We start from the raw sequence: 23,277 nt of genomic DNA, 5'->3' as shown, positions 1-23,277 counted from the left end.
AAATATTATTCTACTCGCTCGACAAAAATCCCATCAGGGTGGTCCTTTTCGTTAAAGAACCAAATACCGAGCGGGTAATCTTCAAGTGATACCAGGTACATCGTACCCTCATTGAATGCTTCAACAGCCAATACCACACCCGGACGGCGTGGACCCCCGTCCGTTTTGACTGTAACCCGATCGTTAACCTTCATATTTACCCTCCTGTCGCATTTACGCCAGTGTAGAACAAAACGCCGGAGCTGGCAGCGTCCCGCCGTTTAGCTGGCGATTTTTTCTACCGTCTATACTTAAGAACGGCATTGCAACGAGGTGACAGCATGAAAACGGCAAAAGAGTACAGCAATACCGTCAAGCGCGACGTCGATATTGACGTGGATGCGCTACTGGCGGCCATTAATGAAATTAGCGAAAGCGAAGTTCATCGGGTCGAAGATGAAGAGGGCCAGCGCGTCAGCGTTGATGGTCGCGAATATCATACCTGGCGGGAACTGGCGGAGGCATTTGAACTGGATGTCCATGATTTCAGCATTACGGAAGCGAATCGCTGAAGAAACATCCCGGCCGTAAAACGGCCGGGATAAAGCTTGCTTTCGCAAGAAGCACTTAAAATTCGTACACCAGGGAATCTGATGTAGCGCAACTTTATCGACAAAAACGGACGATGACAAGAATTATTGATCAGGCGAATAATTAGAAATACAACTGTATTCTGTTGGATACAATACTTCCGCCGCCTGCCCTTTTCCGAATGATAAGGAGCCGAAAATGCCGAGTCTGGACGATCCCTTACTGGTATTTACCGATGTCGATGGCACGCTGCTTGATAACCATACCGGCGAGTGGCAAGCCGCAGCAGAATGGCTTACCCGCCTTCGCGCGCAGTCAATCCCGGTCATTTTATGCAGCAGTAAAACAGCCGCAGAGATGATGGCCATTCAGAAATTGCTGCAACTGCAGGGACTGCCGTTTATTGCCGAAAACGGCGCCGTCATTCAGCTTGATGCGCAGTGGCAGGATCATGAGGATTACCCACGTATTATCAACGGTTCGCCCCATGCTGATATTGCCAGCGTACTGGCCCGGCTGCGCCAGCAGCATGGCTGGAAATTCACTACGTTTGGCGAACTGGATGAGCATGTGCTGGCAGACGTGACCGGTTTACCTCTGGCGCAGGCAAATCTTGCGCGTCTCCAGGAGGCGTCAGAAACGCTGATCTGGCGTGACAGCGACGAGGCGATGTCCGCCTTCGATCAAACCCTTCAGCAACTCGGTCTGCGCTTTGTGCAGGGCGCGCGCTTCTGGCACGTTCTGGATGAACGCAGTGGAAAAGATCAGGCCGTTAACTGGCTCACGCGCCAGTATCATCACTACCGGGGCCAGCGCATGTTAACGCTTGGCCTCGGCGATGGCCCTAACGATGCGCCGCTGCTTGATAGCGTCGATTACGCTATCGTGGTGAAAGGCCTCAATCGCCAGGGCGTACAATTGCGTCAGGATTCACCCGAGCGGGTTTATCACACAATGCAGGAAGGCGCGGGAGGCTGGCGCGAAGGGATGGATCATTTCTTTGGCGCACCGTCCGTAGAGCAAACCTGATTGCGTCCGTTGTTTTTCGCGCGGTACAGGCGGCTATCAGCAACAGATTGCAGGGATTCGAAATCGTAATCGCCGTTCTCAGAGGCATCGCTGACACCCAGCGACACCGTAATGCGCAGCGTGGTGTCTTTCTGTACCAGAATCTCTTTCCCCTTGATTCGCGCGCGAATACGCTCGGCAACCCGGGCAGCCTGCTCCAGCGTGCTGCCCGGCAGCAGAATACAGAACTCTTCCCCGCCGACGCGCCCGGCGACATCCTGCCCGCCGATAGTATTGCTGATTATTCCGGCAGCATGAGAGAGCACCAGATCGCCAGCCTGATGACCGAAACGGTCATTAACACTTTTAAAGTGATCGAGATCCAACTGGATAACGGCAAAGGGCAGATTACTCACGCGCGCCTGTTCGGATAACGTTTTTGCCCGTTCAAAAAATGAGCCGCGGTTATACAGACGCGTTAGCGGATCGAACCACGCCTGCCACTGCAACGTGTTCTGCATGCTGTACATATTATTCACCATCCTGCGGATAATCCCCCACGAGAACAGCAGCATGCCGGTAAAGAGCAACCACAACAGCGACAGTGCGATACTGATACGCCCAAAATCGCCGGTTATCCCCTCCCGCAACGTGTGAATACGCACCAGTACGCCACCAAACTGTTTCAGCTTTTGCCAGCTAACATAGCGTGTACCGAGATGGATCCCACCGAGGGTATCGCGTTCCATATCCGCCAACAGTTGATTGCGTTCATTCACACTAAATACAGCCCCCTGCTCCGTCAGCGTGCTAGTCAACAGATTAAAGCTGCTGTCATAAAGCAGATATTGCCCCCCTTCCTGCTCTTCACGCGCTTCGACCAATAAACGATTGATATCGCTAATAGGAAAGCTCAGCACCAGCACGCCATACCAATATTGCTGATAGTCCAGCGGCACGCTGGCAGCGACGAACCCGCGTGTTACGCTGCCCTGGCGCGCCTGATCGGTATACCAACGAACGCCACGGGCCCGATTTTCCTGCTGTTGCTGTCCCCGAAACCAAGGGCGCATCAGCAGGCGATAATAGGTCGGAACGATCTTTTCTTCACTCTCCACCGGGTTTGTCGAGATATAGAAACCGGCGCGAGAAACGTAATACGCCTGGCGCGGCAACATGGAAGCATTAGCGGAGAGACGGAACAGATAGCCGAGCTCCATCGCCGCGGTCAGTTCCGCAGGTAAGCGTTCATCATCACGGTTGAGGAGATCGCTTTGATTAACAAAATAATCGGATACGCCATAAATGGGCAGCGTGCGCGTATTATCAAGGCCGATTTGCCACTGCGACTGTGTGCGCCGGAGTCCGAACTCCTGCTGTACATTATTCAGTACTTTAAAACCGAGCGGCGTTTGTAGCGCGGCCTGCATGCCGTTGCGAAAAAAAAGCAGCCGATCCACACCACTCTGCATTTGCATGTCCAGCGCGTTACTGACATTTTCCAGCTCGCTGCGCTGGCTGGCGACGTAAGCTCCTTGCAGGACGATCACTTCTCGCCAGGTCAAAATCGTGGAGCACACCATGACAATCAGAAAGCAAAGGTTAACCACCCGTGCCGGGAGAAAATAACGCTTCAGAGTAATAAACGACCTCGGTTGTTTCACGACGCTGTTCTGCCGCACACGAGCTCCCTGGAATTCAGTCTGTATAGCCGCAGTCGATCTTTAGCACTGGCGTCGAATGGAGAACAATAAAAACGCCCAGCAATAGCCGGGCGTTTCTACTGGGTTACACCTGCTCGTGTGCCCTTTGTCTGTCGCCAGGCATCAGTTCATCTTCACGAAAGGCTTCCCGTTTGACCCCGTAACCGTCATACCATCGGCACTCCACCATACCGCTGGAGTAGCCGGTAACGATCATGCGCGGACCACCCTCTTTTGGTATTACTTCATCGCTGACCAAAAAGACCATCACTGCCTCCTGTATCAGGGCGAAACTTTTTCACATTAGACGAAGTTTGCGGGTTTTGCATAATCACTACGGCGAGATTTTACTTCGCCGCACCACGCAGATGCGTAACCCCTTTAACGACGGCCATGACCACCGCGCCAATGGCGAATCCCAACAGCAAATTAGCGATAACCGGTATCAGGGTCTGCAGCAACGCGTGCTGACCGGCCGCGAAATTCGCGATCGCATGGTGCAGCGGCGTTATGCCATGCACCACAATACCGCCGCCAACGAGGAACATCGCCAGCGTGCCGACCACGCTTAAGGTCTTCATCAGCCAGGGAGCCAGAACAAGCAGCCCTTTGCCCATCCCCTGCGCCAGCGCGCCTTTCCGTTCTGCCAGCCAGTAACCCATGTCATCGAGCTTGACGATAATCCCCACCAGGCCATAAACACCGATGGTCACCAACAACGCAATGCCCGATAAAACCAGCACCTGGTTGAGCAATGGCGAGTCGGCCACGATACCGAGCGTGATGGCAACAATCTCTGCCGATAAAATAAAATCGGTACGGACAGCGCCTTTGATTTTGTCTTTTTCGAACTGCTGCGGATCCTGTGCGGCCAGCGCCTCCAGCCGATGCTGCCGGGCTTCAGGGGTCTCTTTATGCTTACGTGCAGCCAGGGTGTGCAGCACTTTTTCCACACCCTCGAAGCACAAAAACGCGCCGCCGACCATCAACAGCGGTGTAATAGCCCACGGGATAAACGCGCTGATCAGCAAAGCCAGAGGCACAAGAATGACCTTGTTGAGCAGCGATCCGCGCGCCACACCCCACACTACCGGCAGTTCACGGTTGGCGCGAACGCCGGTTACTTGCTGCGCATTTAACGAAAGATCGTCTCCCAGCACACCGGCAGTTTTCTTCGCCGCCAGTTTGCCCATCACGGAAATGTCATCCAGCAAGGTGGCAATGTCGTCAAGCAATGTTAATAAACTACTTCCTGCCAAAATTTCTTCCTTTTCAGAGTTATCACTAAATAAAGTGCAGTATGCAGTAAAAAATCTATGGCGAGAATCACCCCATAGTGTCAACAAAAATTTAACAGCTTCTGCCGAATTAACCACTCGCAAGACGTATAGTTTTGACGTTTACTATAAGCCTCGTATCTTTTGTTGTGGTGGTTTATGCGTTTCAGGCAAGTTTTACCGCTTATTGGAGCGTTGTTTGCGCTCTACATCATCTGGGGTTCTACCTATTTTGTTATCCGCGTCGGCGTCGAAAGCTGGCCGCCCTTCATGATGGCTGGCATCCGCTTTTTATCTGCGGGTATCGTGCTGATAACCATTCTGTTGCTGAGCGGCCATAAACTGCCGCCGCTGCGCCCAATGCTCAATGCGGCGCTGATTGGCGTATTGCTGCTCGCTGTCGGTAACGGCTTTGTCACGGTGGCGGAACATCAGAATGTCCCTTCCGGCATCGCTGCGGTCGTCGTGGCGACCGTACCACTGTTTACGCTGTGCTTTAGCCATTTTTTTGGTATCGCGACGCGAAAGCTTGAGTGGGCTGGAATTGCTATTGGCCTGGCGGGGATCATTTTGCTGAATAGCGGCGGAAACCTGAGCGGTAATCCATGGGGCGCAGTCATGATCCTCATCGGCTCGCTAAGCTGGGCGTTTGGTTCGGTGTACGGTTCGCGGATTGAACTCCCGGGTGGGATGATGGCGGGCGCGATTGAAATGCTGGCCGCCGGGATCGTGTTGCTGGCCGCCTCAGCTCTGAGCGGCGAACACCTTAGCGCCATACCGCCGCTGTCCGGCTTTTTCGCCGTCGGCTATCTGGCGCTGTTTGGCTCTATCATCGCTATTAGTGCCTATATGTATCTGATCCGCAACGTGTCACCGGCATTAGCAACCAGCTACGCCTATGTGAACCCGGTGGTGGCGGTACTGCTGGGCACGGGCTTTGGCGGCGAACATCTCTCTTCCGTTGAATGGCTGGCGCTGGGGATCATTATCCTGGCTGTGGTACTGGTGACGCTGGGCAAATATCTCTTCCCGCCGCGCCCGGCTGTTACGCCTTGCGTGGAGAAGTAATCGCCATCGCATGAATCCCCTGAGTGTCGATCTGCGCGGTTTGTTGCCCCTCGCAGATCCACTCTTCCAGCCGCTCGCTCAGCGCCCCATCGCTCAGTTTAAGCTTGCCGCGCAATGCGCACTCCCACACCACCAGCACCCGCCAGCCCTGTTCAAGCAGCAATGCGCAGTCGCGCGCATCACGCGCCACATTTTTGCCGATTTTTTCCAGCCAAAAATCCGTACGCGTGGCCGGAATCTTAAACAGATAGCAGTTATGGCGATGCCAGTAACACCCGTGAGTGAAGATCACACAGCGATACTCATCCAGCACAAAATCAGGGCGACCTGGTAACGCGGCATCCTGTACGCGAAACGCCAGATCCAGCGATTGCAGGCAGGCGGCCAGCCGTTTTTCGATGGCCGTATCGCGCGTAGCGATTGCCCGCATATTCTTACTGCGCGTCGCTTTGTCATGAACATCCGCCATCTCTTTTCTCCCTTAAGTTGCTGAGGTACGAAAGCGCCGTAGCACCTCATCATCAATCCGTTGATGATCGCCCTGGAGTTCCGCGCTCAGTTTCGCCATGTAATGCACCAGAAAATCGGCGTTATGCGCAGCCAGCTCCCGCCCTTTTGCTGTCTGCATGGTGGCAGGCAGCTTCAGTAACTTACAGCGAAAATGATCGAGGGCGTAGGCTTTGTCGTCCAGTTCCCGCTCTGCGGCAAAGGGATCGTTGCCGTCAAAGAGCGCCGCGCCCATCGAACCGGAGACAGCAAACACGCGGGCCAGACCAATCGCGCCAAGCGATTCCAGCCTGTCCGCGTCCTGAACGATTTTGGCTTCCAGCGTGAGCGGTGCGATACCTGCGCTAAAGCTGTGCGCTTCAATGGCATGACGCACGGCTGGCACCGAGCCTGCGGGAAAATCAGGGAAGTCATTGGCCAGAATTTCAGCGGTTTTTTGCGCCGCCAGTACCGAGGATTGATGGCGTTGCGGGTGGTTTTTCGCAAAGCTGACAATGTCATGGAAATAGCAGGCAGCCAGCACCACCAGCCCATCAACCTGCTGCCCCAGCATCAGCGTCTGCGCGGTTTTCCACACCCGGCGAAAGTGCGACACATCATGGGCTGCATCAGCATGATTAAAGTGTTGCGTCACCCATTTATCGAAACGGTGTTGCCAGTCAGATAAATTCATTGTGCGTCCTGTCGATGAAAAGTCATTACCATAACATCTTCAGGCATCAGGATCGCGTGGGCGAGTATACCAGGCAATCGCGCCGAGTATCGCTCCCACCACGCCAAGCACCAGTACGCTGCTGAAGCTGTTGAACCCATCCGCGCTGGCTGCGCCCCTTGCGCCATTCGCGTTGCCCGAAGGCGGTCCAGGCAACCAGATATCGTTCAACAGGCTCCAGATAAACCAGACACAAAAAATCCAGAAAACCCATAACGCCAGCTTTCCCCCCAGACTTCGTTTCGCTTTATCTTCCATAATGTCGTTTTCCGCGCTGTTAAGGGTGAAAAGGAAAAGCTTCTTTCAATACGAATGTGACTACTTTCACATCATATCCCCAGAAAATGAATTTTAAAGATATATCAGCTTTATTTATATATTTTACTGTCACACGTCAGCTCGCCCTGTTTTGGTGCAAAGAAGTTCGTAAAAATAAACAGAATAAAAAAACAAAGTGCTTTAGTTTTATTTAAGGCTAAAAAATTAGTTTTCTTATTACAAAAACTGTGTAATTATCCTGACTCGTTTGTTATCCACCTTCCTTTCTTTATTTTTTACTGTCGCTCCTGTTTGACTTGTCCGATATTTATATGTCGGACTTTTTTCTTCTTATTAAAATAACCAACATCAATACCAATAACCCCTGAATTTACAGAAACCATAAATTTAAAATAACAATTAAAAACAAATGGTTGCAATGGTTCGCGAATCATAATCACATCGTGTAAAAACAGAATACCTACGATATTTCTCATTTTTATTACCTGACATCGCAGATAATTAAGGAAAAACAGGGAATAATCCTACTCAGCCCATCATGACGCTAAACATATTCTCAGACACCATGTTATTTATTGTACAAATAATTAATGGGAAAATATCATCCGGAATTATTTCTACACATAACACGACTAACGCGTAACGCTAAGGGTGCTCATCATTGAGAAACCGATCGGCAAACCTGGGCAGGAGCGACAAACAGCGGAAGTGATCCCCGATCGCACGCGCACAAGACAACGGTGACATCCGCCACTGTCGGGTTTCATTCGAAATGCGACTTGCCCACGCAGACAGCAGAATTCAGGCCGGAGCTTTACAGACCGATAACAAATAATATTGCACAAAATAGTGTGACTCTGTTCAATCCGCAATCTGCGCAATAGTGTTATTTATGCACAATCGTTTTTATATGAAGCAATTAAATTATGAACGCATATGAATTACAGGCATTACGCCATATTCTCGCGATGAGCATCGAAGAGTGCGCAACCTGGATTGCACCGGATAATACGGCAGCAGAGTGGCAGGCATGGGAAAAGGGAGAAAAAGCTATCCCAGCGGATATTGTTGAAAAATTGCAGGCGCTGAGAAAAAAAAGGCAATCGCATATTAACGCTCTCATCCAACGAATAAACAATCGCATTGGCAATAATACGATGCGTTTTTTTGTGGATTTGGCTGCGTTTCGGACGGTATATCATGATGGGGATTATCTGGACTGGAAGGTTTATCAGTCAGTGGCCGCCGAACTCTATGCGCATGATCTGGAACATCTGTGCTAAAGACGTTTGTCTGCTGACACCGCCAACGATCCATTTCACCTTCACGCCGTAAATAAAATGAAAAACACCTATCTCTCGACTGCCCTGGGTCTTTATCTGAATTACCTGGTGCACGGCATGGGGGTCATTTTAATGAGCCTCAATATGTCTTCGCTCGAACTCCAGTGGCAGACCAATGCAGCAGGAGTTTCTGTTGTTATTTCCTCACTCGGTATTGGCCGGCTAAGCGTTTTGCTCTTCTCCGGAATATTGTCGGACAAATTTGGCCGTCGACCATTTATTATTCTCGGCATGCTTTGCTATCTCGCATTTTTTTTCGGCATCATCAACACACACAGCATTGTTGTGGCTTATGCGTTTGGCTTTTTAGCCGGGATCGCCAACAGTTTCCTCGACGCAGGAACCTATCCCAGCCTGATGGAAGCATTTCCGCGTTCCCCCGGCACGGCGAATGTGCTGATCAAAGCGTTTATTTCTGCGGGGCAGTTTTTATTACCGATGATCATCAGCCTGCTGGTATGGGCGGAAATCTGGTTCGGCTGGTCCTTTCTGGTTGCCGCCGCCATTATGATCCTCAACGGCCTGTTTTTACTCCGCTGCACCTTTCCCCCTCACCGCGCGCGCAAATCGCCACCGGTCGCAGACAGCACGCTTAAACACCACTGCTCCGTTATCGATCTGGCCAGTTACACATTGTATGGCTATATCTCAATGACCACTTTTTACCTTATCAGTCAGTGGCTTGCGCAATACGGTCAGTTTGTTGTCGGCATGTCGTATACCGAGTCTATCAAACTGCTCAGCGTTTACACCTGCGGTTCGCTGCTCTGCGTTTTCATTACCGCTCCACTGGTACGGAAAACCGCCAGAACCATGGCGTTATTAGTGCTGTACACTTTTATCTCGTTTGTTGCCTTGCTGACGGTATGTCTGCATCCCAGCGTTGGGATGGTGGTGATTTTTTCGTTTGTTATTGGTTTCTCCTCCGCAGGTGGCGTCGTACAAATTGGCCTGACATTGATGGCCGCCCGTTTTCCTTACGCCAAAGGAAAAGCGACCGGTATTTATTACAGCGCGGGAAGCATTGCTACTTTTACCATCCCATTAATAACGGCACGCCTCTCTGAGCACAGTATTGCCGATATTATGTGGTTTGATACTGCCATTGCGGCTATCGGTTTTCTGCTGGCACTTTTTATTGGTTTACGCAGCCGTATGGCATCCAGGCGCTCGGTGAATATGGCACCTGTCGCCGAATAATCCTCCCGATGCAATATTGTTGATGCGCTTGTGCAAAATAATACGGACGTTATTTAGCGACACAATTGATATCGTTCAGAACGATATAAAAACCATTTCACTTCACATTTTATCATGCAATAAACCTGGCAAATTAAGCGCCATACTATGTATGGCCGAATGTTGAAAGAACGTAAAGTAATATCTAAACTCGCGGCCAGATATCACAGTAAGCGCTGCGGGAGAAAAAATTTAAAATCTGCACGGAGCTGTGAAAAATGTCTCAGAATAAGGCTTTCAGCACCCCATTTATCCTGGCGGTAATCTGTATCTATCTTAGTTATTTCCTGCACGGCATTAGCGTTATTACGCTGGCGCAAAATATGACATCTCTGGCGGCGAAATTTTCCACCAACAACGCGGGCATTGCTTATTTAATTTCGGGTATCGGTCTGGGTCGTCTGGTCAGTATTCTGTTCTTTGGCGTTATTTCCGACAAGTTCGGTCGCCGGGCCGTTATTTTATTGGGCGTCGTATTGTATATGCTCTTTTTCTTTGGCATCCCCTCCAGCCCGAACCTGATGGTGGCTTTTGTTCTGGCTGTCTGCGTCGGTGTCGCCAACTCGGCGCTCGATACCGGAGGCTACCCGGCGTTGATGGAGTGTTTTCCGACAGCGTCCGGCTCGGCGGTGATTCTGGTAAAAGCGATGGTTTCTTTCGGGCAGATGCTCTACCCAATGATCGTCAGCTACATGCTGCTTAATGATATCTGGTACGGCTATAGCGTCATTATTCCCGGTGTTCTGTTTGTCCTGATCACGTTGATGCTGTTGAAAAGCCGCTTCCCCGGCCAGCAGGTCGATGCCAGCGTCGCCAAAGCGCTGCCGCAGATGAACAGCAAACCGCTGCCGTGGCTGGAAGGCATTGCCTCGGTATTATTCGGCGTTGCAGCCTTCTCCACCTTTTACGTCATCGTGGTATGGATGCCGAAATATGCCATGGCATTTGCCGGAATGGCGGAAGCCGACGCCCTAAAAACCATCTCTTACTACAGCATGGGATCGCTGCTGTGCGTGTTCATCTTCGCCGCACTGTTGAAGACAAAAGTACGTCCTGTCTGGGCCAACGTCTTTAACGCCGGGCTGGCGGCTATTACAGCAGCTGTTATCTATTTGTTCCCGTCGCCACTGGTGTGCAATGCCGGTGCGTTTGTTATCGGCTTTTCCGCAGCGGGCGGCATCCTGCAACTGGGTGTGTCGGTGATGTCTGAGTTCTTCCCGAAGAGCAAAGCCAAAGTCACCAGCGTCTACATGATGATGGGCGGGCTGGCGAATTTTATTATTCCGCTGATTACGGGGTATCTCTCTAACATTGGACTGCAGTACATCATCTTGCTGGATTTCTTCTTCGCACTGCTGGCCTTCCTCACCGCCGCCATTGTCTTCGTCCGTTACTACCGCGTCTTCAATATTCCTAAAAACGATGTGCGGTTCGGCGAACGGTATTTTCAAAAAACAGCTTCCGTTCACGATAAATATTCAAGGAGTCTATGATGGATGTAACTGCAAAATATGAACTGATTGGCCTGATGGCCTACCCTATCCGGCACAGTCTGTCTCCGGAAATGCAAAATAAGGCGCTGGAAAAAGCCGGGCTGCCTTTTACCTATATGGCATTTGAAGTCGATAATTCGACATTCGCCAATGCCATTGCCGGGCTGAAAGCCTTAAAAATGCGCGGCACCGGCGTCTCCATGCCGAATAAACAACTGGCGTGCGAGTATGTGGATGAATTAACCCCGGCGGCAAAACTGGTTGGCGCTATCAATACCATTGTCAACGATGATGGCTATTTACGCGGCTACAACACCGACGGTACCGGACATATCCGCGCCATCAAAGAGAGCGGTTTCGACATCAAAGGCAAAACCATGGTACTGCTGGGTGCCGGAGGGGCATCAACCGCGATTGGCGCACAAGGTGCCATTGAAGGGCTGAAAGAGATTAAACTGTTTAACCGCCGGGATGATTTCTTCGAAAAAGCCGTCGCCTTTGCCCGTCGCGTCAACGAAAACACCGATTGCGTGGTAACCGTGACAGACCTTGCGGATCAGAAAGCGTTTGCCGCTGCCCTTGCTACCGCAGACATCCTCACTAACGGCACCAAAATCGGCATGAAGCCGCTGGATGATCAAAGCCTCATCAGCGATATCAGCCTGCTTCGTCCGGGTCTGCTGGTCACCGAATGCGTGTATAACCCGCATATCACCAAACTGTTGCAGCAGGCGCAGCAAGCCGGGTGCAAAACCATTGATGGTTACGGCATGTTACTGTGGCAAGGGGCTGAACAGTTCAAACTGTGGACCGGTAAAGAGTTTCCGCTGGAATACGTGAAACACGTCATGGGCTTCGAAGCCTGAAAGACCGTTGAATAAGAGGTACTGAATGAAAACGGTAAGCGTAAAAAATCTCGTGATTGGCAAAGGAGCTCCCAAAATCATCGTCTCGCTGATGGGGAAAGATATCGCCAGTGTTAAATCGGAAGCGCAGGCCTATCGTGACGCGGACTTCGATATCCTGGAGTGGCGTGTTGACCATTTCAGCAATGTCGCCTCCATTGATGCTGTGCTGGAAGCGGTATTTGTCATCCGCAATGCAATAGCGGATAAACCGCTGCTGTTTACCTTCCGCAGCGCGAAAGAAGGCGGTGAACAGGCGCTATCGGCGGAGCAGTATATTGCGCTCAACCGCGCGGCAGTGGATAGCGGTCTGGTCGATATCATCGATCTGGAGCTGTTTACCGGCGAGGCGCTGGTCAAAGCCATGGTGGAACATGCGCACGCGAAAAGCGTGAAAGTTATCATGTCCAGCCACGATTTCCATAACACGCCACCAGCAGAAGAGATTGTGCAGCGCCTGCGCAAAATGCAGCAACTGGGTGCCGATATACCCAAAATCGCGCTGATGCCGAAGAACAAAACCGATGTGCTGACCCTGCTTACCGCGACGCTTGAGATGCACGAACACTATGCCGACCGCCCGCTTATTACCATGTCGATGGCAAAAACCGGGGTCATTTCACGGCTGGCAGGTGAGGTGTTCGGCTCGGCCGCAACGTTTGGCGCGGTGAAAAAGGCCTCGGCACCAGGACAAATATCCGTTAGCGACCTGCGTATTGCCTTAACGATATTGCATCAGGCCTGAGAGAGTATATTCAGGCGGAACTAAACGTTTTCGCCCTACATTAAATAATGCCCGGACATGAATATTTTCAAATATTCAGCGGACGCGCTCGGCTTTAATTCACGGTTGAATACCGGCGAATAAAGCCAGATATCCGCACCGCACGGACATCCCAGGAGTCATTATGAAACCTGAAAGACCCTCACGCCTCAATGGACGCGTGACTGTACTGTCAGCGCAGGAAGCGGTGGAATATATTCCCGACGAAGCCACGCTGTGCATTTTAGGCGCAGGTGGCGGCATTCTCGAAGCCACCACATTGATCACCGCGTTAGCCGATAAATATAAACAGACGCAAACACCGCGAAACCTTTCCATTATCAGCCCAACCGGACTTGGCGACCGTGCCGATCGCGGGATCAGCCCGCTGGCACAGGAAGGCCTGGTGAAATGGGCACTGTGCGGACACTGGGGACAATCGCCGCGCATCTCCGATCTGGCAGAACAAGGTAAAATTGCCGCCTACAACTACCCGCAAGGCGTATTAACACAGACGCTTCGCGCCGCGGCGGCCCACCAGCCCGGCATCCTTAGCGATATCGGACTGGGCACCTTCGTTGACCCCCGCCAGCAAGGCGGCAAGCTGAATGAAGTCACCCAGGAAGATCTGATCAAACTGGTCGAGATCGATAACAAAGAGTACCTCTACTACAAAGCCATTGCCCCGGACATCGCGTTTATCCGCGCCACCACCTGTGACAGCGAAGGATATGCCTCGTTTGAAGATGAAGTGATGTATCTGGATGCACTGGTACTGGCGCAGGCGGTGCATAACAACGGCGGGATTGTGATGATGCAGGTGCAGAAAATGGTGAAAAAAGCCACGCTGCATCCGAAATCAGTGCGCATTCCGGGTTACCTGGTGGATATCGTGGTAGTGGATCCCAACCAGACGCAGTTGTACGGCGGCGCACCGGTGAACCGCTTTATCTCTGGTGATTTCACGCTCGACGACAGTACGCAACTTACCCTGCCCCTCAATCAGCGCAAGCTGGTGGCGCGCCGCGCCTTATTTGAGATGCGCAAAGGCGCGGTGGGAAATGTGGGGGTCGGTATTGCCGACGGCATCGGCCTGGTGGCGCGTGAAGAAGGCTGTGCCGATGATTTCGTGCTGACGGTGGAAACCGGGCCGGTCGGCGGCATCACCTCACAAGGTGTGGCGTTCGGCGCCAACGTCAATACTCGCGCCATTCTCGATATGACCTCGCAGTTTGATTTCTACCACGGCGGCGGCCTTGATGTGTGTTACCTGAGCTTTGCCGAAGTGGATCAACACGGCAACGTCGGCGTGCATAAATTCAATGGCAAAATTATGGGCACCGGCGGGTTTATTGATATTAGCGCCACCTCACGAAAAATTGTGTTCTGCGGCACGCTGACTGCCGCCGGGCTGAAGACCGAGATTACCGACGGCCAGTTGCGCATTGTGCAGGAAGGCCGGGTGAAAAAATTCATTAGCACGCTGCCAGAAATTACCTTCAGCGGAAAAATCGCCCTCGAACGCGGGCTGGACGTCCGTTACATCACCGAACGCGCAGTATTTACCCTGAAAGAGAACGGTCTCCATTTAATGGAGATTGCGCCGGGCGTCGATCTGCAAAAAGACATTCTGGACAAAATGGCGTTCACGCCGGTGATTTCTCCCGACCTGAAACTGATGGATCCACGCTTATTTATCGATGCCACCATGGGGTTTGTGTTACCCGAAGCGGCCAATTAACAGGAGTACGATAATGGATTTCTCTTTAACCGAAGAGCAGGAACTGCTGCTTGCCAGCATCCGGGAACTCATTACCAGCAACTTCCCGGAAGAGTATTTCCGTACCTGCGATCAGACAGCAACTTACCCACGCGAATTTATGCGTGCACTCGCCGATAACGGCATCTCTATGCTCGGCGTGCCAGAAGAGTTCGGCGGCATCCCGGCAGATTATGTCACGCAGATGCTGGCGCTGATGGAAGTATCAAAATGCGGCGCACCGGCATTCCTGATCACCAACGGCCAGTGCATCCACAGCATGCGTCGTTTCGGCTCCGCTGAGCAGCTACGGAAAACGGCGGAAAGTACGATGGAAACCGGCGATCCGGCGTATGCGCTGGCATTAACCGAACCGGGAGCGGGTTCCGATAACAACAGTGCCACCACCAGCTACACGCGCAAAAACGGCAAGGTTTACCTGAACGGGCAGAAAACCTTCATTACCGGGGCGAAGGAATACCCTTACATGCTGGTGCTGGCGCGCGATCCGCAGCCTAAAGATCCGAAAAGAGCCTTTACGCTGTGGTGGGTGGACGCGAAAAAACCGGGGATCAAAGTTAACCCGCTGCACAAAATCGGCTGGCATATGCTCAGCACTTGCGAAGTGTATCTCGACAATGTCGAAGTTGAAGAGAGCGATATGGTCGGCGAAGAAGGCATGGGCTTTCTCAATGTGATGTACAACTTTGAAATGGAACGCCTGATCAACGCCGCCCGCAGTACCGGCTTTGCCGAATGCGCGTTTGAAGATGCTGCCCGCTATGCCAATCAGCGCATTGCTTTCGGTAAACCAATTGGCCATAACCAGATGATCCAGGAAAAACTGGCGTTAATGGCGGTAAAAGTTGAGAACATGCGCAATATGGTACTGAAAGTGGCCTGGCAGGCCGATCAGCAGCAGTCCCTGCGCACCAGCGCTGCACTGGCGAAGCTGCACTGCGCCCGTACCGCACAGGAGGTGATTGATGATGCCATCCAGATTATGGGTGGGCTGGGTTATACCGATGAAGCGCGCGTCTCTCGTTTCTGGCGGGATGTACGTTGTGAACGCATCGGTGGCGGCACTGACGAGATCATGATTTACATCGCAGGACGCCAGATTCTGAAGGATTACCAGGATTAAAACTGCGCTGTAGCTCCCGGCGCGCCGGGAGCTACAGGAAAATTAATACAGCACTTTTTCCGGCACGTAAAAATCGGACAGATACTCTGATTCAACCACGTTATTTTTAAATTGCCGACGGTAGTCGCTGGGTGAGCAACCACCATGACGCAGAAAGAGCTTGGCAAAATGATCGACGTTTTCGTATCCCACGCGCCAGGAGATTTCGGCCAGCGAATTGTCGGTATTGGTCAGCGCAAATTTGGCTTCCGTCATCCGCCGCTGAATCACATAGTTGATGGGAGAAATACGGTATTCTTTAGTAAATTCGTGACAGATATAACTGACACTGGCGTGAAATTGTTTTGACAACTGTTCGAGCGTTATTTTTTTACGGTAGTTGTTATTCAGATAAACCAGAATATCTTTAATTAACGCATCTTTTTTAATATACCCCTGCTCCGATCGGTAAGCGTTTTTAAAGTTTTCGAAGTACAACACCGTCAGCGCATAAGCAAACGCATCATAGACCGAAGATGTTAATGTATTTTTACTTTGCGGCAACATTACGCTCAATTCATGAAAGATGCTGGTAATCACCTCTTTTGCCTGCCCGGCAGAAATGACCGGACACGAATGCGGTTGCAACAGTTGGTTCTCTTCCCAGCCGCGAAAACGAAAGCCATACAGCGCGCAGGTATAGGTAGTGGCAGGCGCGTTCGCATCGGAAGTGACGGCGTGTAACCGCCCCCGCTCAATCACCACAATATCGTTCTCGTGCGCGACATACAGCGACGAATCAATGATTAATCGTGCAATCCCTTTTTTGACAAAAATAAGCTCAGTTTCATTATCGTGAACATGATGCCCGGATTCCCAGGTTGGGTCATCGCTGATGACAAAGCGCGAAAATCGGGGCGTTTCCCCCTGCACGAAAAGGGGTTCCACGGCATTATCAAAGCATCGCTGATACATGACAACCTCACATGTTAAGAATAAGCCTGAACAAAATAATAAGGGTAAAATAGAGCGACTACTGCGGTTATTCAACACTCCTTCGCTGTTGCAGAACAAGATTATTTGCCCGGCATGCAAGATAATATGTTTACGCCTGAAAATTAATTTCTCTCACTTTTATTTTGCCTGGGCGATCTCACTTTTTTTGCAAGATTGTTAGCAACGAAAACAAATTGTCCCGTCGAAAAGCGCATCCCGCTATCGCACACTGTTTCCAGTCACTTTTTACTTTCCGTCGATATTGGCGCTACGTCCAATATTCGCCCGCGACTCACAGGAGATGCCATGAAAATAATAGCCTGCTTCAAACTGGTACCTGAGGAACAGGACATCGTGGTCACGCCCGACCACGCGCTCAGCTTTGACAATGCGGCAGCGAAGATCAGCCAGTTCGATCTCAATGCTATCGAAGCGGCGACGCAGCTCGCCAGCGATGATGATGAGATTGCCGCCCTGACCGTTGGCGGTTCGCTGCTGCAAAATTCAAAAGTGCGTAAAGACGTACTTTCTCGCGGCCCGGACAGCCTGTTTATGTTGCAGGATGCGCAACTGGAACATGCCCTGCCGAAAGAAATCGCCCAGGCGCTGGCGGCGGCGGCAGAGAAGATGGGCTTCGACCTGATGCTGTTTGGCGAAGGTTCCGGGGATCTCTACGCCCAACAGGTGGGCTTGCTGGTTGGTGAGATCCTGCAACTGCCGGTGATTAACGCCGTCAGCAACATCCAGCGTAACGGCGACAAACTCAGCATTGAGCGCACGCTGGAAGAAGAGGTCGAAGTGATCGAACTGACGCCACCCGCCGTTCTCTGTGTCACTTCCGATATAAACGTCCCGCGCATTCCTTCGATGAAAGCCATCCTTGGTGCGGGTAAAAAACCGGTCAACCAGTGGCAGGCCAGCGACATTGGCTGGAGCCCGTCCTCACCGCTGGCGGAACTGATGGAAATCACCGTACCACCAGCCACCACGCGCAAACACATCATCCTCGACAATGATTCACCCGAAGCGATTGCCCAACTGGCTGAACTCGTGAAAAAAGCCCTCAATTAAGCCCAACGGAGAAGAACACCATGAGTCAATTAACCCATGTCTGGGTACTGAGCGATAACGCAGAACGCTATGCCGAATTACTGTCCGGCGCACGCCTTTGGGGCCAGCAGGTACATGCCATCGTCTATGGCGCAGAACAGGTCAAGCGAGTCCAGTCTCTGGGCGCCGACAGTGTGATAGTGCTTGAACCCCACTCTGAACTGCAACGCATTGAAAATTTCGCTGAGACTCTTGCGGCGCGGATCGGGCAGGACGCTGCCGGTCAGCCATCATTACTGCTGATGGCCGCGACAAAACGGTGCAAAGCGCTGGGCGCGCGGTTGAGCGTGCAATTGAACGTGGCGATGGTTAATGACGCCACGGCTGTCACCATTGCCGACGGCAGCGTCTGTGCGGAACACCGTATGTACGGTGGTCTGGCGTTTGGGAAAGAGAAACTCAACGGCTCGCTCGCCATCATTACCCTCGCATCCGGCGTACTGGAGCCTGCGGCCGCAGATTCGTCGCGCACCTGCCCGGTTGTCACTGCGGACTATATTGCGCCGCGCCACGAGATCCGTTGTCTGGAACGCCGCGCGAAAACGCTGAGCAGTGTGGATCTGAGTAAAGCGAAACGCGTGGTGGGTGTTGGCCGTGGCCTGGCGGCGAAAGATGACCTTGCGATGGTACGAGAACTGGCCAGCGTGCTGGGTGCGGAAGTGGGTTGCTCGCGCCCGATTGCCGAAGGCGAAAACTGGATGGAACGCGAACGTTATGTGGGCGTCTCCGGCGTACTGCTGAAATCCGATCTCTACCTGACGCTGGGGATTTCCGGGCAGATCCAGCATATGGTCGGCGGCAATGGCGCCAAAGTGATCGTCGCCATCAACAAAGATAAAAACGCGCCGATTTTCAATTACGCCGATTACGGCCTGGTGGGCGATATCTACAAAGTCGTCCCGGCCCTGATCGGTGAATTGAGCCACTAAGATACGTATCCCGCAGGCGCTGCGGGAAGGGAGCATAACGCATGTCGGATGAAAAATTTGACGCCATCGTAGTGGGCGCGGGCGTGGCGGGAACGGTGGCGGCTTATGTGATGGCCAAAGCCGGACTGGATGTACTGGTTATTGAACGTGGCAACAACGCGGGCAGTAAGAATATGACCGGCGGCCGACTCTACGCGCACAGTATTGAGCGCATCATGCCCGGTTTCGCGCAGCGCGCGCCCATTGAGCGCAACGTCACGCGGGAGAAAATCTCCTTTTTAACCGATGACAACGCCGTCACCCTCGATTTTCAACGCGAGAAATCTGAGCTCGCGGAGCAGGCCTCCTATACCGTGCTGCGTAGCCGACTCGATCCGTGGCTGATGGAGCAAGCCGAAGAAGCGGGCGCGCAATTTATTCCGGGTGTCCGGGTGGATGCGTTAATCCGTGAAGGCAATCAGGTCACTGGCGTGCAGGCAGGTGATGACATTCTTGAGGCCAATGTGGTGATCCTCGCTGACGGTGTCAATTCGCTGCTGGGACGTTCGCTGGGGATGGTGCCGGCGCCCTCGCCGCACCATTATGCCGTGGGCGTGAAGGAACTGATTAGCCTGTCGACCACGCAAATCGACGATCGCTTTAATCTCTGCGGGAACGAAGGTGCCGCCTGGCTGTTTGCTGGCTCTCCATCGAATGGCCTGATGGGCGGCGGTTTTCTCTATACCAATCGGGAGTCGGTATCGATTGGTCTGGTTTGCGGGCTGGGAGAGATGGGTCAGGCCCGGAAAAGCGTGCCGCAAATGCTGGAGGACTTTAAACAGCATCCAGCTATTCGCCCGCTGATTCAGGGCGGGAAATTGCTGGAATACTCGGCGCATATGGTGCCGGAAGGTGGTCTCGCGATGATCCCGCAACTGGTCGGCGACGGGGTGATGATCGTGGGTGATGCTGCCGGGTTGTGCCTCAATCTGGGCTATACGGTACGCGGTATGGACTTAGCCATCGCTTCGGCGGAAGCCGCGGCCAATACCGCGATTGCCGCCAGAGCGCAGCAAGATTTTTCGGCTCACGCACTTTCGGCCTATAAACGCGCGCTGGAGCAGAGCTTCGTGATGCGCGATATGCAGCATTTCCGCAAGCTCCCTGCCCTGATGGAAAACCCGCGTCTGTTTACCCAGTATCCGCAAATGGTGGCAGGCATCATGAATGATATGTTCACGGTTGACGGTAGCCCGAATCAGCCAGTACGCAAAATGATGATGTCTCACATGAAGAAAATCGGCCTGCTGAATTTACTGAAAGACGGCATCAAAGGGGCGACTGCACTATGAGCCAGGAGAATAACGTTAACGTTGACGTCAAACTGGGCGTCAATAAATTCCATGTTGATGAAGGCCATCCGCACATTATTCTGGCCGATAACCCCAACATTGATGAGTTTCGCAAACTGCTCAACGCCTGTCCTGCCAATCTCTACAAGCAGGATGCGCAGGGCAATATCCATTTCGACTGCGCCGGTTGCCTTGAATGCGGCACCTGCCGTGTGTTGTGCGGGGAAACCATTCTCGAACACTGGAACTACCCGGCAGGGACCTTCGGTGTTGACTTCCGCTACGGTTGAGCCCAAATCCGCCTGAAATTCATGCAAAAACATCCACTACGTTTAACGGTTTATTGACCAGGAAGAGTCCATGAGTGTCACGATAACGTTTAATGCTGAACGTCGGGAAGCGTACCGACGGCAAGGATATTGGGGCGATGCATCGCTGGGCGATTACTGGCACCAGACCCTGCGCGCGATGCCGGACAAACTCGCCGTGGTGGATAATCATGGTGATTCATACACCTATGCGGCGCTTGATCACGCCGCAAGTTGCCTGGCAACATGGTTGCTTAACAGCGGTATTCAACCGGGCGATCGCGTCGCATTTCAGCTACCGGGCTGGTGTGAATTCACGGTGATTTACCTGGCCTGCCTGAAAACCGGCGCGGTGTCTGTGCCGCTGCTGCCCGCCTGGCGTGAAGCGGAACTGGTGTGGGTATTAAATAAATGCCAGGCAAAAATCTTCTTTCCCCCAACGCTGTTTAAGCAGACGCGTCCGGTCGATTTGATCCTGCCACTGCAAAACCAGTTACCCTGGCTACAACGCATTGTCGGCGTGGATAAGCTGGCACCGGCAACCACGTCGCTTAGCTTCCGGCAACTGGTGCAGGAGAACGCCCCACTACATGCACCGCGCGAAGTTCACGGCGATGAACTGGCCGCCGTGCTGTTTACCTCCGGCACCGAGGGAATGCCGAAAGGCGTGATGTTAACCCATAACAATATTCTCGCCAGTGAACGAGCCTACTGCGCGCGGTTGAATCTCACCTGGCAGGATGTGTTTCTGATGCCTGCACCGCTCGGTCATGCAACCGGCTTTTTGCACGGCGTCACCGCGCCCTTTCTGATCGGTGCTCGCAGTGTATTGCTGGATATTTTCACCCCGGAGGCCTGTCTCGCACTGCTGGAGCAACAGCGTTGCACCTGTATGCTCGGCGCCACGCCGTTTGTGTATGACATCTTGTGCGCCCTCGGCAAACAGCCGGCCGATCTTTTATCGCTGCGTTTCTTTCTTTGCGGTGGAACCACTATCCCCAAAAAAGTGGCGCAGGGTTGTCAGCAGCTTGGGATCAAGCTGTTAAGCATTTACGGTTCGACGGAGAGTTCGCCCCACGCGTTGGTGAATCTCGATGATCCGCTGCCGCGCATGATGAATACCGATGGCTATGCCGCTGCCGGTGTGGAAATTAAGGTGGTGGATGAGTCTCGCAAAACGCTGCTGCGCGGTATGGAAGGAGAAGAGGCCTCGCGCGGCCCGAATGTGTTTATGGGCTATCTGGATGAGCCGGAACTGACTGCCAGGGCGCTGGATGACGAGGGCTGGTACTACAGTGGCGATCTCTGCCGGATGGACGACGCGGGCTATATCAGCATTACCGGGCGTAAAAAAGATATTATCGTGCGTGGCGGCGAGAACATCAGCAGCCGCGAAGTGGAAGATGTGCTGTTACAGCATCCGGCCATTGAGGATGCCTGCGTGGTAGCGATGCCCGACGAACGTCTGGGGGAACGCTCATGCGCTTATCTGGTGCTGAAAACGCGGGAGCCGCCGCTACACCTGGAGGATGTGGTGGCTTTTTTCAGCCGTAAGCGGATGGCGAAATATAAATACCCAGAGCGCATCGTCATCGTCGATAAGCTGCCCAGAACATCATCCGGTAAGATCAAAAAGTTCCTGCTGCGCCAGGACATCATCCAGCGGATGAGCAAAGAGAGCGACTGCCCCAGCCCGCAAAGGCGCTACTCGCACTCGTAGCGTTGCATAAGATGATGGTAATAAACGCATCCGTAAATGACGCCTGGTTAACAGATGATGAGCGTCGTTTCTGACCCTGTGGCAACGCGACCTGCCGGTTACGTTGCCACAGGATTTACTGACAAGTAAATGGCACGGGATTGGCGCTATCAGTATCAGAGAGCGGAGAAATGTTCCGTCTTGCCACCTGTATTCTATCCGGTAATAACCGTACGATATTGATTCGGTTGATTTTTGGCACGGGGTGCGACTTGAATGCCGTTTTTCATTACATATCGTGTCCCTTTAAAATCTCTTTTAATATCCCCTTTTATTATCTTGTATTTTCCAGGTGTATAAGAGGTGCCATATTTCAGATCGTAAATATATTGCCCTTTATCACCGGAAGAAGACGGGCCGCTAATATAAGAAAATGAAATCCCATCCCTGAGCATTTTTTCACCAAGCACCCGCAACCATTCTCGCTCGCCAATATGGCAACAATGGAATTTTAATACTCCAATGCGTTTCAAACCCCATAGTTTTAGATAATAAATAAAATCGTCTGTCATTTTTGCATAGCGCAATCCAAACTCAGTCGAATGACTGACGATAATTAATTTATCATTCTCACCCATATCGGCGCAGAAATCCCTTACGAAGCCACCGAACAAAATATCCCTGTAATCTGGATATCTTTTTTTTATGAAAGCATAGGTATCCGGCTCGGTGTACTTGAGATCATCAAGAATAATGCATCTAACCTTTCCATATTTCCACACAGCCGGGATACTTGTCGTCCCATAACGCCTTAAAAAATCAAACATAGCCTCTCCGATTAATAATAAAATGAGCGAAACTGGTAAAAATAAGTTGAACGCGAGAAAAACCCAGGTCAATAAAACAATCAAATTAATATTTAAAGATATTTTTATTTGAGCTTATAAGCACAGAGATAATAAGCTCAGAAACATTTACATACTTCAGTTATTACCTTCAGCCATGGCAACTTCCAGTAATAATGAAAACGATAGTTAATAATAATTGTAAGAAGCAATATTACTGATTGCTACAATTAACATCTTATTTAAAACAGTATTTCTCAGGTCAATATAAAGAAGAGATAAACAGCACGGAACACTCACTGCTGACAGG

General features: G+C 52.0%; 25 protein-coding genes. 15 read left to right on the top strand and 10 right to left on the bottom strand.

All coding sequences use genetic code 11. The features are described from left to right. Positions 1 to 5 precede the first annotated feature (5 nt). Positions 6 to 194, bottom strand: coding sequence for a protein DsrB (dsrB, locus tag Y71_RS10250; RefSeq protein ID WP_007371485.1), 189 nt, complete (start codon positions 192 to 194; stop codon positions 6 to 8). Positions 195 to 320: 126 nt separating this feature from the next. Here dsrB and yodD point away from each other — a divergent pair, with 126 nt between their 5' ends. Both yodD and Y71_RS10240 read left to right on the top strand, forming a co-directional pair. Next, complete coding sequence (gene yodD / locus Y71_RS10245) at positions 321 to 551, top strand: YodD family peroxide/acid resistance protein (protein WP_007371484.1); 231 nt, start codon at positions 321 to 323, stop codon at positions 549 to 551. 217 nt (positions 552 to 768) lie between these two features. Then, a complete protein-coding gene (locus Y71_RS10240) occupies positions 769 to 1,599 on the top strand; it encodes a mannosyl-3-phosphoglycerate phosphatase-related protein (protein WP_007371483.1) in 831 nt (276 codons plus the stop codon). On the opposite strand, the gene dgcQ is transcribed toward Y71_RS10240, so the two are convergent. The 3 genes from dgcQ to Y71_RS10225 form a co-directional block, all read right to left on the bottom strand. Further along, positions 1,563 to 3,260 (bottom strand): cellulose biosynthesis regulator diguanylate cyclase DgcQ, encoded by a 1,698-nt coding sequence (dgcQ, locus tag Y71_RS10235; RefSeq protein ID WP_050998892.1) that lies wholly within the window; start codon positions 3,258 to 3,260, stop codon positions 1,563 to 1,565. The genes Y71_RS10240 and dgcQ overlap by 37 nt on opposite strands. A gap of 106 nt (positions 3,261 to 3,366) precedes the next feature. Continuing rightward, on the bottom strand, positions 3,367 to 3,549 hold the full coding sequence (locus Y71_RS10230; RefSeq protein WP_007371481.1) for a YodC family protein: 183 nt from the start codon (positions 3,547 to 3,549) through the stop codon (positions 3,367 to 3,369). Positions 3,550 to 3,628: 79 nt separating this feature from the next. Next, on the bottom strand, positions 3,629 to 4,540 hold the full coding sequence (locus Y71_RS10225; protein WP_007371480.1) for a DUF808 domain-containing protein: 912 nt from the start codon (positions 4,538 to 4,540) through the stop codon (positions 3,629 to 3,631). Positions 4,541 to 4,717: 177 nt separating this feature from the next. Here Y71_RS10225 and yedA point away from each other — a divergent pair, with 177 nt between their 5' ends. Then, positions 4,718 to 5,626, top strand: coding sequence for a drug/metabolite exporter YedA (gene yedA, locus Y71_RS10220; protein WP_035942225.1), 909 nt, complete (start codon positions 4,718 to 4,720; stop codon positions 5,624 to 5,626). On the opposite strand, the gene Y71_RS10215 is transcribed toward yedA, so the two are convergent. The 4 genes from Y71_RS10215 to Y71_RS10200 all read right to left on the bottom strand — a co-directional run bounded on the left by Y71_RS10215 (position 5,604) and on the right by Y71_RS10200 (position 7,600). Beyond that, entirely contained in the window at positions 5,604 to 6,095 is a 492-nt protein-coding gene (locus tag Y71_RS10215) for a very short patch repair endonuclease (RefSeq protein ID WP_007371477.1), read from the bottom strand. The two genes, yedA and Y71_RS10215, sit on opposite strands and share 23 nt — an antisense overlap. 12 nt (positions 6,096 to 6,107) lie before the next feature. After that, positions 6,108 to 6,806 (bottom strand): phosphohydrolase, encoded by a 699-nt coding sequence (locus tag Y71_RS10210; protein WP_035890253.1) that lies wholly within the window; start codon positions 6,804 to 6,806, stop codon positions 6,108 to 6,110. A 39-nt stretch (positions 6,807 to 6,845) separates the two neighbouring features. After that, positions 6,846 to 7,103, bottom strand: a complete 258-nt coding sequence (drpB, locus tag Y71_RS10205; protein WP_007371474.1) for a cell division protein DrpB — start codon at positions 7,101 to 7,103, stop codon at positions 6,846 to 6,848. Between the two features lie 296 nt (positions 7,104 to 7,399). Next, positions 7,400 to 7,600 (bottom strand): hypothetical protein, encoded by a 201-nt coding sequence (locus tag Y71_RS10200; RefSeq protein WP_007371471.1) that lies wholly within the window; start codon positions 7,598 to 7,600, stop codon positions 7,400 to 7,402. Between the two features lie 450 nt (positions 7,601 to 8,050). Here Y71_RS10200 and Y71_RS10195 point away from each other — a divergent pair, with 450 nt between their 5' ends. From Y71_RS10195 to Y71_RS10165, 7 genes are all read left to right on the top strand, one after another. Continuing rightward, positions 8,051 to 8,407 (top strand): YdiL family protein, encoded by a 357-nt coding sequence (locus Y71_RS10195; RefSeq protein ID WP_007371470.1) that lies wholly within the window; start codon positions 8,051 to 8,053, stop codon positions 8,405 to 8,407. 57 nt (positions 8,408 to 8,464) lie between these two features. Further along, positions 8,465 to 9,667 (top strand): MFS transporter, encoded by a 1,203-nt coding sequence (locus tag Y71_RS10190; protein WP_007371469.1) that lies wholly within the window; start codon positions 8,465 to 8,467, stop codon positions 9,665 to 9,667. A gap of 257 nt (positions 9,668 to 9,924) precedes the next feature. Then, complete coding sequence (locus tag Y71_RS10185; RefSeq protein WP_035890257.1) at positions 9,925 to 11,199, top strand: MFS transporter; 1,275 nt, start codon at positions 9,925 to 9,927, stop codon at positions 11,197 to 11,199. Continuing rightward, the gene (gene ydiB / locus Y71_RS10180) at positions 11,199 to 12,065 is read left to right on the top strand and encodes a quinate/shikimate dehydrogenase (RefSeq protein ID WP_007371466.1); all 867 of its coding nucleotides are present in this window, start codon (positions 11,199 to 11,201) and stop codon (positions 12,063 to 12,065) included. The genes Y71_RS10185 and ydiB overlap by 1 nt, the downstream gene beginning before the upstream one ends. Positions 12,066 to 12,090: 25 nt before the next feature. Continuing rightward, positions 12,091 to 12,849 (top strand): type I 3-dehydroquinate dehydratase, encoded by a 759-nt coding sequence (gene aroD / locus Y71_RS10175; protein WP_007371465.1) that lies wholly within the window; start codon positions 12,091 to 12,093, stop codon positions 12,847 to 12,849. A 163-nt stretch (positions 12,850 to 13,012) separates the two neighbouring features. Beyond that, complete coding sequence (locus Y71_RS10170) at positions 13,013 to 14,608, top strand: acyl CoA:acetate/3-ketoacid CoA transferase (RefSeq protein ID WP_007371464.1); 1,596 nt, start codon at positions 13,013 to 13,015, stop codon at positions 14,606 to 14,608. 13 nt (positions 14,609 to 14,621) lie between these two features. Continuing rightward, the gene (locus tag Y71_RS10165; protein WP_007371463.1) at positions 14,622 to 15,770 is read left to right on the top strand and encodes an acyl-CoA dehydrogenase; all 1,149 of its coding nucleotides are present in this window, start codon (positions 14,622 to 14,624) and stop codon (positions 15,768 to 15,770) included. Between the two features lie 42 nt (positions 15,771 to 15,812). On the opposite strand, the gene Y71_RS10160 is transcribed toward Y71_RS10165, so the two are convergent. Continuing rightward, positions 15,813 to 16,724: an AraC family transcriptional regulator gene (locus Y71_RS10160; protein WP_007371462.1), complete on the bottom strand. Its 912-nt coding sequence runs from the start codon at positions 16,722 to 16,724 to the stop codon at positions 15,813 to 15,815. A gap of 327 nt (positions 16,725 to 17,051) precedes the next feature. Here Y71_RS10160 and Y71_RS10150 point away from each other — a divergent pair, with 327 nt between their 5' ends. From Y71_RS10150 to fadK, 5 genes are all read left to right on the top strand, one after another. Continuing rightward, on the top strand, positions 17,052 to 17,816 hold the full coding sequence (locus Y71_RS10150) for an electron transfer flavoprotein (protein ID WP_007371460.1): 765 nt from the start codon (positions 17,052 to 17,054) through the stop codon (positions 17,814 to 17,816). Positions 17,817 to 17,836: 20 nt separating this feature from the next. Continuing rightward, positions 17,837 to 18,784, top strand: coding sequence for an electron transfer flavoprotein subunit alpha (locus Y71_RS10145; protein ID WP_007371459.1), 948 nt, complete (start codon positions 17,837 to 17,839; stop codon positions 18,782 to 18,784). A 41-nt stretch (positions 18,785 to 18,825) separates the two neighbouring features. Then, complete coding sequence (locus Y71_RS10140) at positions 18,826 to 20,115, top strand: FAD-dependent oxidoreductase (protein WP_007371458.1); 1,290 nt, start codon at positions 18,826 to 18,828, stop codon at positions 20,113 to 20,115. Next, entirely contained in the window at positions 20,112 to 20,405 is a 294-nt protein-coding gene (locus Y71_RS10135) for a ferredoxin family protein (protein WP_007371457.1), read from the top strand. Before Y71_RS10140 ends, Y71_RS10135 begins: the two co-directional genes overlap by 4 nt. Before the next feature lie 70 nt (positions 20,406 to 20,475). Further along, complete coding sequence (gene fadK, locus Y71_RS10130) at positions 20,476 to 22,143, top strand: medium-chain fatty-acid--CoA ligase (RefSeq protein ID WP_007371456.1); 1,668 nt, start codon at positions 20,476 to 20,478, stop codon at positions 22,141 to 22,143. A gap of 194 nt (positions 22,144 to 22,337) precedes the next feature. Here the strand turns inward: fadK and Y71_RS10125 are convergent, their stop codons facing one another. Next, entirely contained in the window at positions 22,338 to 22,949 is a 612-nt protein-coding gene (locus tag Y71_RS10125) for a hypothetical protein (protein ID WP_035890070.1), read from the bottom strand. Between the last annotated feature and the right edge of the window lie 328 nt (positions 22,950 to 23,277).

It is taken from the genome of Kosakonia radicincitans DSM 16656 (assembly GCF_000280495.2).
GTDB lineage: Bacteria > Pseudomonadota > Gammaproteobacteria > Enterobacterales > Enterobacteriaceae > Kosakonia > Kosakonia radicincitans.
Note: the sequence above shows the minus strand (reverse complement) of the source record. Positions and strands in the feature narration are given on the sequence as shown.